Consider the following 9,431-nt stretch of genomic DNA (forward strand, 5'->3'; position numbering starts at 1 on the left):
ATGGGTATCACATGTTCTCTTCCTACTCAGCAGCAAGGGAAATGTCTAAAAAGTTGGCTAAAAAAAACTTCAGATAAGACAGATGGTCAACTGAGATTAAGAAAACTCAGCCAAGAAAAGCTAACGACTGCCCACCTTCCTCTTGCCTATCAAACCAAGGATGGAGAGTTTGTTGTGCTCGCTCGACTGTCAGAAGATCAAGCTTTGATCCAAAAGTCGGATGAGTCTGCACCTGAGGTGATTTCAAGACAAGACTTAAAACAGCAGTGGGCGGGCCAAACTATTCAGTATCACCAGAGCGGTGGAAAGTTTGATATTAGTTGGTTTATTCCTGAATTTGTTCGCCACCGAAAGCTATTGGGAGAGGTGCTGTTTTTTTCACTCTTACTTCAGCTGTTAGCCCTCATCCTGCCATTATTTTTTCAAGTCATTATGGACAAGGTCCTGGTTCACAATGCGCTATCTACTCTTGACGTGTTAGTTGTGGCATTGCTTGTGGTTGGTTTGTTTGAAGTTATCCTAAAAGGGTTAAGAGAATATTTATTAGCTCATACAACAACACGAATCGATATACGGCTCGGTGTTAAGTTATTTAAACATTTACTCGGACTGCCTTTACTTTATTTTAAAAACCGGCATGTAGGAGCCATCGTCACTCGGGTAAGAGAACTAGACAGTATACGCAATCTTCTTACTGGCGCGGCACTGACGTTATTAGTGGATGTCAGCTTTACCTTTGTATTTATCGGTGTGATGTTCTATCTCTGTGCGCCGTTAACTTGGTTAGTGATCGCAACACTGCCAGTATATGCGTTTATCGCATGGGCAAGCTCTGGGTCTCTTAAGCAGCGTATCGAACACCAGTTCAGCTGCGGCGCCAAAAATACGGGTTTTTTGACCGAGTCGCTTAATGGCGTAGAAACAGTTAAAAGCCTCGCCATCGAGCCTAGGTTTGAAAGAAAGTGGGAAGGGCAAACTCAAGAGCTGGTCGAAGCGAACTTTTCTCGCCAAAGTTATCAAGCGCAAATCAGTCAATGGGTGACATTAGTTCAGAAGCTAACGACGGTCGGTGTACTTTGGATTGGCGCGCAGATGGTGATGTCATTGGAACTGACCATAGGCCAACTGATTGCGTTTAACATGATGGTGAACCATGTCAGTCAGCCACTCGCCAAGCTAGTTGAGCTTTGGCAGCAATTTATACAAACGCGAGTTGCTGTCGATAACCTTGGTGAAATGCTCAATTTGCCAGCAGAGCAGGAAATGGGCCGACATGCATCAAATCAGCCGTTTCAGGGTCATATACAGTTTCGCCACGTATGGTTTCGATACCAGCCTCAATTAGCCCCGGTGTTAAAAGGACTGAGCTTGGACATTCGTCCAGGGGAGTCAATCGGCCTAGTAGGGCCTTCTGGATCAGGAAAAAGTACCATCACTCGCGTGATTCAAAAGCTCTACTTGGCGGAAAAAGGCCATGTTTTGATTGATGGTGTTCCAATTAACCAATGGTCATCATCGGCGCTGAGAAAAAATATTGGTGTGGTGTTACAAGAAAACTACCTATTTCATCGTAGTGTGCGAGAAAACATTGCCATTCGTATGCCAACAGCTTCTTTTGAGCAGGTGGTCGAAGCTGCAAAGCTTGCTGGCGCTCATGAATTCATTATCAAAATGCCCAAAGGTTATGACACCTTGCTAGCAGAAGGCGGCTCCTCTTTATCTGGGGGCCAAAAGCAGCGTATCGCGATCGCCAGAGCCTTGATGACCAAACCAAGAATATTGATCCTAGATGAAGCCACTAGTGCCTTAGATGAAGAATCTCAACAAGTGGTGAATCAAAATATGGCAGCTATTTCGCGTGGCAGAACCGTCATAACGGTCGCGCACCGTTTATCTGCGGTTCAAGGCTGCGACCGTATTGCGGTGATTGAACAAGGTGAAGTCACAGAGCTTGGCACCCATGAGAAATTACTCGATCAAAAAGGATGTTACGCCAGACTCTGGCATATTCAGCAATCAAAACAACAGGAAACTATAGTGAGTGAGCAAGTGCAATGATAAATACAATAAAAATGGCACTCAAAGCCCAAAAGCGTGAGCCTCAGTCGCCAAAACGCCCCCAACATGAATACGAGTTTTTACCTGCTTATCTCGAAGTGATTGAGAAGCCGCCTTCGCCTTGGTCCAGACGTGTGGCCTTTACTATTGCGACATTCTTGCTGGTGACCTTGGTTTGGTCGATTGTTGGCCAGCTCGACATCCATGCAAGCGCGCAAGGCAAAGTTATGGTGTCGAGCCATAGCAAAGTTATACAAGCGTTAGAGCAAGGTGAGGTCATTGCGATTAATGTTAGAAATGGTCAACATGTTCGCAAAGGCGATATTCTCATTCAGCTCAACCCAGCAGGCGCCGATGCGGAGTCGAGCCGATTGGCAGAGCAAAAAATTCGTTTTCAGTTGGACAAGTCGAGACTTGAGGCGCTGCTCTCAGATGCTCCACTAGAGCGCTTTAACCCGACACCAGATGCCAATCGTGAGCTGATTGCCATCAGTCGTCAGCATTTGCAAAGTGAGTACACTGAAACGACTCAATTGCTGGAAAAAATTGAAGCTGAGCAGAATGTTAATCGAGCAGAGTTAAAAGCGAATCGCCAAGCCATCGCGGCGCTCAATAAACTGAAACAAAACATCACCACACGACTCAATGCGCGTCAAGCACTGATGGAAACAAACTCGATTGCTCGGGTTGAGTTATTAGAGCAAGAGAGAGAACTATTAGATGTAGAGCGTGATCTGAGTAACTTAGAATCTCAAACCGAGGTACTTAGCGCGCAAGCAGCAAGTCTTGTTGAACAAAGAGAGACGCTTATTGCTCAAAAGCGGCTAGAGTATTTTGATGAGCTTAATCAGGTTGATGGTCGAATTGCAGAGCTTGAGCAAGAACTTGTCAAGGCTCGTGAGCGCCAGCGCATTCAGGCGCTGCGCTCTCCAGTAGATGGCGTAGTGCAGCAACTGAGTATTCATACACTTGGTGGGGTGGCATCTCCGGCCGAGCCTTTGATGGTTATCGTGCCAAAGGCTGCTGACCTCGAAGCTGAAGTCAATGTTCTCAATAAAGACATTGGTTTTGTCATGGCTGGCCAAGCGGTAGAAATCAAAATCGATAGCTTCCCCTTCACTAAATACGGCACCATTTCAGGTGAGTTACTGCACGTATCCAAAGATGCGGTAGAAGATGAGCAGCTAGGGTATGTGTTTCCTGCCCGAATTCGTCTCAACAGCAACCAAATTTTAGTTGATGATAAGTGGGTAACACTTGGAGCGGGTATGAGTTTGAGTGCTGAAATTAAAACCGGAACCCGTCGCATAATCGATTACTTGCTAAGCCCTTTGCAGCAGTATCAATCTGAAGCCATGAGGGAGCGCTAATGAACCCTCAACATCATATCCGGCCAACGGGCTTATTGTGTCTAGCTTATGTGGCGAAACACTTTGATAAATCGGTGGAAATAAATCATCTGCAGCACAAACTCGGAGAGTCTGTCAGTGAGTTAGATTCGACCCAATTGTGTCGCTGCGCGTTGTGGGTTGGCCTTAAAGCGAAACACGTCAGTTTGCGATTCGAGCAGCTCAATACCACGCCGCTGCCTGCTATTGTTGAGCTTGATAATCAATTTTACGTTTTGCTCAAGGCCACAGATTCTGATGTCACCTTGTATTGCGCTAGAACCAATCAAGCACGACGCTATTCTAATGAGGATTTTCAGGCGAGTTGGCAGGGTAATACCTATTTGCTTGCAGACGGAGAGTTAACCACTTCACAGACATCCTTCAGTTTTCGCTGGTTTTTACCTGCCCTTAAAAAGCACGTTAGCCAAGCGAGGAAAGTCATTTGGTTGTCGCTCTTTATTCAGTTGATCGCGCTTGCAACTCCGATTGTATTTGAAAATGTTATCGACAGAGTATTAGTCAGTCGCAGTGTGTCCAGTTTACATGTTCTGGGTATCGCCTTATTGGGCATGGCAATTTTTGAACCCTTATTTAACTATATGCGTAGCTGGATGTATGCCAATCTTGCCAGCAAGCTCAATGCTGATCTCAGTGCAAGGCTCTATTCGCATTTAATTGCCTTACCCCTGAGCTATTTTGACCGCAGGCAAACAGGGCAAATTACCGCCAGAGTGCGTGAAATGGACCAAATTCGCCAATTTCTCTCCGGCTCTGCGTTGACCATGGTGCTCGACTTGATTTTTATCGGGGTGTTTATTGCGGTCTTATTTGCTTACGCACCGCTGCTGACTTGGGTCGTGCTTGGCTCTTTGGTGTTGTACTTTCTATTTTGGTTAGCTGTAGGGCCAGCGTTGCGCGCCAAAGTCACTAAGGACTATGAAGCGACGGCAGACAATACGGCTTTTCTGACCGAATCGGTAACTGGAATTGAAACGGTTAAAACCAATGCGTTGGAACGCAATTTTGAAAAGCGTTGGCAAGCTAACTTGGCGAGGCAGCTTAAAGCGGGTTTTCGCGCTCGGGTCGTTTCGATTTGGGCGGAGCAAGGTATTGGTCTAATCCAAAAATTTACTGCTGCATTAACGCTGTGGTGGGGGGTAAAACTGGTTTTAGAAGGCGATCTCTCGCCTGGTGAGCTAGTAGCGTTCAACATGTTGGCAAGCCAAGTTACCCAGCCTATTTTACGCTTAGCGCAGGTTTGGCAAGATTTTCAACACACCCTAATCTCACTGCGCCGCGTTGGGGATATATTAGATGAGCCTCAAGAAGCGGGTAGTGAAGGCTTAGCCTCGATCCCTCAAATGAAAGGTGAAGTGGTCTTCCACCAAGTTCGTTTTCGTTACGACACAGACTCTCCTGAAGTATTAAAAAATCTCAGCTTGACCATCAAAGCGGGAGAGTTTGTCGGGATCACAGGCCGCTCTGGATGTGGTAAGAGTACTTTAACCAAGTTGTTGCAGCGACTATACACCCCAGATTCAGGCCAAGTGCTGGTTGATGGTATGGATCTCGCTATCGCTGATCCCGTCGAGCTAAGACGCAACATGAGTGTCGTGCTTCAAGAAAGCTGCCTATTTGGCGGAACCATTGCCGATAACATTAAGCAGTGTGTACCTAATGCTACGGATGGAGAAGTCATTCACGCGGCTAAATTGGCGGGTGCTCATGACTTTATTATCGAGCTATCTGGAGGTTATAGCGCACAGGTAGGAGAAGGGGGCAGTCGCCTCTCTGGCGGGCAAAGGCAAAGAATTGCATTGGCGCGTGCATTAATGACTAACCCCAGAATATTGATCCTCGATGAAGCCACCAGTGCGCTCGATTATGAGTCCGAGGCGGCCATTGTTTCGCGCCTACCCGAGATCTCGCAAGGTCGAACGGTGATCAGTATTGCGCATCGACTCTCGACACTCGCACATTGTGATCGGGTGATTAATCTATCTCTCGACGGGCAATGTCAGCCCCAACATATATAAAGAGGTTTTGTTGGTTATGATTATTCTGGCCATTTGGTTCATTGTTTTTGTGCTTTCTATTAAACCATTGGTGTCAAAGTCTCGTCAGTACTACAGAACTAGGACAAATAATAGCTCGAATGGAATCAAGACAATTATTTTATCAATTTCAGCACACATTGGTTTTACCTATTTGACTTATACCGATGTCGGGGAAAGTTGGCTTGATTGGTTCCTACCTTTGGCGAATATCATGTTTGTGGTTCAGGCTCTCTTAGTGCTGAATTTGGCTCTTGATAATTACGATGTCGTTGATAACGCGCGAGCGAGCAATAATGCGATCGTTGGGTTTTCGCTAGCGTATTTAGGGGCAGTAGCAATGCTCTATTACTCCGTTTATATCAACGATGTCATTTTAAAAGGGATATGTGTTACAGCGGCGTCTGTAGGCGTAGCAGGGCGCTTAATTACTTATAGAAATCGTAAGGTTTAAATTATGGCAGTGAGCTGCGAACAGTATTTAAGAGATTTAAACAAGTATTACGATTCTCGAGGGGAGCAATACGATTTCGCAGAGGGTAGCGCAGGAGGGACTTCCGGAATAGTATCGCTGGAGAGGAAACATACGACAAAAGCGTCAGCGCGAACGAGCGGGAATAGAGTCCATGCTCCGTATCAATTAATAAAGAAAGGAGCTTATGCATGCTAATGCTCGACTCGATGTATTTTATCTTGGGTACTTATTGTATTTCAACGTTGTGTTTCTCGTATAAGTACAGACAGGAACCAGGTCAGTCCGACAGTACCACATTAGGGCTCTTTGTTTGCTTTATCATCACTGGAGGTGTGTTCTATTGGCTTTCGACGCTCCAGAGTATAAGAGGATCTTCTACCCTCACCTTTATCTACGGTCAGATGCTTATCATTAGCCTATGGAACGTCGTTCGGCTATTTACAAGCGCATTTGATCAATATAAGCGACATTGGTCTAACGCACCTCGATTTGGCCCCGTTATCTTTCTAATGGTCGCAAGCTTCGTATCTAGTGTCTTCCTTTCTGGTTATCTCGAATACAGGAACTTGGCGTTTTATCTGCTGTTGGTGTTTAGTTCCGGCGTCATCGCTCAAATACACCAACCAATTTTTGTTCACCTAATAAATAGAAAATGAATCAACTCACAAGGCTAGGGAAAGAAAATAATGTCTCTGACGAATGACTTACAAAAAGAATTAGATGCAAAACTGGCGACTGTCCAAGGACAAGATGTCGGAAAACGGGACTTTAGTGTCAGTGAAGCCATTGAGCTCTTGGACTCGTTTAAGGGGAATCTGGCAAGCAATTTGGTCGATTTTCCGACGAGTATACCCAACCACCTTTCAGCCGGTGCGGCAGCGTTAGGCACCGCGATTTCCAATACGTATAACCATGCCAAGGCGAATGTCTCAAGCAGTGATCTGTATGGGCTTCACTCCCAAAAGGTGGTGTCGGCGATTGACAACTCCATAGTTGCGAGTGGGGCACGCGCATTTAACTCCACTGTAAGCGGTATGGCGGTTGGCGTGGCTGTCGAAGTCTACAGCTATTCGCAAAGTAATAGTAATGACCTTGAGCTGCTCAATAAGAAAATCATCGGCGTAGTTGGTAGTGCTGCATTGGGAGCAGGGTTAGCGAAAACGTTCATCGCTCTGCTTGGAGGTGCCGCAACTGCAGCAGTCTCGATTCCAGTAGCGGGATTAGCCACCTTGGCTGCGGCGATTATCGCAGGCGCGATTGCAACCGAAGTGATTGAGTCAGATTGGTTCAACGACCTGTATGACTCTGCCTATGATAACATGCAAGATCTGTTTGGCTGGCGCCCAGCCCCTCCTCCACATCGTGATCCTTTGATCTTGGATTTGGACGGTAATGGTGTGTCGTTAACCGAAAGTACTTATTTTGACCACAACGCCAATGGTATTGCGAATCGGACGCAGTGGGTATCTTCAACTGATGGATTGTTGGCGCTAGATCGAGATGGCAACGGCACTATCGACAGTGGCCGAGAGCTGTTTGGTGATAATACGCTCGATGCCAACGGGGATGTGGCATCAGATGGTTATGCTGCGCTAAAAGCATTTGATTCTAATGGTGATGATGTCATCAACCAAAAAGACCAGGTGTTTGACCAGTTAAAAGTGTGGGTCGATGCCAATAGCGATGGCGTTAGTCAGGAAAACGAGTTGAAAACGCTTAAATCGCTCGGCGTAGAATCGATCGACTTAACTCACGATAACCTACACAGTCAGTACCATGACACGAGTGGCAAAAGTCATCAAACGCAGAGTGTGAACCTTGACGTGAATAATTTCGATCGTCGCTTTGTCGAGTCTTTAGCAGTGCCGGAGTCGTTTAGCTCTTTGCCTGACATGAGAGGCACAGGCACGGTACGCGATCTACACGAAGCCATGACCCTATCAGGACAGTTGAGCGGACAAATTGAACAATTTGCCTCGTCGAGTTCTCGTGACGAACAAGTGGCACTGAGTGAGAAAATTCTGTTTTCCTGGGCAAAGACGAGTCAGTACTACGATGAGCATATTCCTGTATTTTCTGGCCCGGAAATCGACAAAGTGTATGCGATAGAGGCCTTCTATGGCGACAAGGTTCCATGGGCGGTGTCATTTGGTACTAATGGTGCGGCGTTGGCATTACCAACAGGGATGATTAACAATGCCTACGACTCATTAGTGAAGATGATCTATTTCGAGCTTGCCAGTCAAACGCGCCTGAAAGATTATTATGGCGCCCTCACTCTTTCTTCCGACGAGTCTGGATTGTCTCTTTCCCTTGAAGGTGCTCTCGATCTGTTCAGTAGCCGCACACTTAACCCTACCCTAATCGCTGATGCGATGGACTTTATGTCTGCGATGAGTTCAAGTTCGAATAGTGAGCTTACAGGGTTTTATACATTCATTTCAAATGCCCTTTATGGGGCATCAGATAGCGACATTGAACAATTTCAGTCAGCTCTAGAATTCAATGGTATTGCAATATCAGAAGTTGAAGGGGTCAAGGAAGTCACTTTTGGTGAGGGCACGATCACTTTTACTGAAGGAATGTCGACTACTGAATTTAGAGGAAGTAATGGAAGCGATCAGATCGGTGGAACAGATTTAGATGATGTGATCCATGCGGGCTCAAGCAATGACACTGTACATGGTGGTGTCGGCAATGATGAGTTGCACGGTCAAGACGGAAATGACCAGATGTTGGGTGGCGAGGGTGACGACCTCATCACCGTCAATGGTCGAGGTTCGAACACCTTAAAAGGTGGCGCTGGGGATGACACGTTGAAGGTGGGGCGCAGTACAAACTATAAATACCAGCATGATGTCGCGCGTCATGCAACAAACACGTTAGAGGGCGGTGTGGGTAATGATCGCTTAGAGGGGAGTGCTGGCGCCGAAACGTATGTGTTTAACCGAGGTGATGGCTCAGATACCATCAATGATTACGATCATAACAGTTGGAGTAATACAACAGGCTGGAATAAGACCGACCGCATTGTGCTGGGTGAAGGCATCCGTCTGGAGGAGTTGCGTATCCGACGTGATGGTAACCATATGGTCTTGTTGATAGGTGGGCTGGATTCGGGGGATAGCATCACCATCGAGAATGCATACAGCGATGGCCGTTATCGGATTGAAGAGCTGGTGTTTGCGGATGGCAGTAAACTGGTCGGCTCAGAGATGTTTGAACTGAATATGGAAGGCACCGCAGGGGATGATACTCTCTCAGGCACAGGGTTTAATGAAACCATCAGTGGTGGTGCGGGTAGTGATACTGTCCATGCAGGCTCTGGTAATGACACAGTTCGAGGTGGTGCAGGTAATGATGAGTTGCACGGTCAAGACGGAAATGACCAGATGTTGGGTGGCGAGGGTGACGACCTCATCACCGTCAATGGTCGAGGTTCGAACACCTTAA

General features: G+C 46.6%; 5 protein-coding genes. All 5 read left to right on the top strand.

All coding sequences use genetic code 11. The annotated features are described in order from the left end of the window. Positions 1 to 2,058, top strand: coding sequence for a type I secretion system permease/ATPase (locus AAFM34_RS08480; RefSeq protein WP_341661867.1), 2,058 nt, complete (start codon positions 1 to 3; stop codon positions 2,056 to 2,058). Beyond that, on the top strand, positions 2,055 to 3,428 hold the full coding sequence (locus AAFM34_RS08485; protein ID WP_341661869.1) for an HlyD family type I secretion periplasmic adaptor subunit: 1,374 nt from the start codon (positions 2,055 to 2,057) through the stop codon (positions 3,426 to 3,428). Before AAFM34_RS08480 ends, AAFM34_RS08485 begins: the two co-directional genes overlap by 4 nt. Then, a complete protein-coding gene (locus AAFM34_RS08490) occupies positions 3,428 to 5,485 on the top strand; it encodes a type I secretion system permease/ATPase (protein WP_341661871.1) in 2,058 nt (685 codons plus the stop codon). Before AAFM34_RS08485 ends, AAFM34_RS08490 begins: the two co-directional genes overlap by 1 nt. A gap of 16 nt (positions 5,486 to 5,501) precedes the next feature. After that, positions 5,502 to 5,957, top strand: coding sequence for a hypothetical protein (locus AAFM34_RS08495; protein ID WP_341661873.1), 456 nt, complete (start codon positions 5,502 to 5,504; stop codon positions 5,955 to 5,957). A gap of 707 nt (positions 5,958 to 6,664) precedes the next feature. After that, positions 6,665 to 9,431, top strand: a 2,767-nt coding sequence (locus AAFM34_RS08500) for a calcium-binding protein (RefSeq protein ID WP_341661875.1), incomplete at its 3' end; no start/stop codon positions are given.

Origin of the sequence: Vibrio sp. (genome assembly GCF_038138445.1) — a bacterium.
GTDB lineage: Bacteria > Pseudomonadota > Gammaproteobacteria > Enterobacterales > Vibrionaceae > Vibrio.

Excerpts from the sequence above, each read along its gene's own strand:
- AAFM34_RS08480 (WP_341661867.1), top strand. The coding sequence starts at position 1 with ATGGGTATCACATGTTCTCTTCCTACTCAGCAGCAAGGGAAATGTCTA.
- AAFM34_RS08485 (WP_341661869.1), top strand. The coding sequence starts at position 2,055 with ATGATAAATACAATAAAAATGGCACTCAAAGCCCAAAAGCGTGAGCCT.
- AAFM34_RS08490 (WP_341661871.1), top strand. The coding sequence starts at position 3,428 with ATGAACCCTCAACATCATATCCGGCCAACGGGCTTATTGTGTCTAGCT.
- AAFM34_RS08495 (WP_341661873.1), top strand. The coding sequence starts at position 5,502 with ATGATTATTCTGGCCATTTGGTTCATTGTTTTTGTGCTTTCTATTAAA.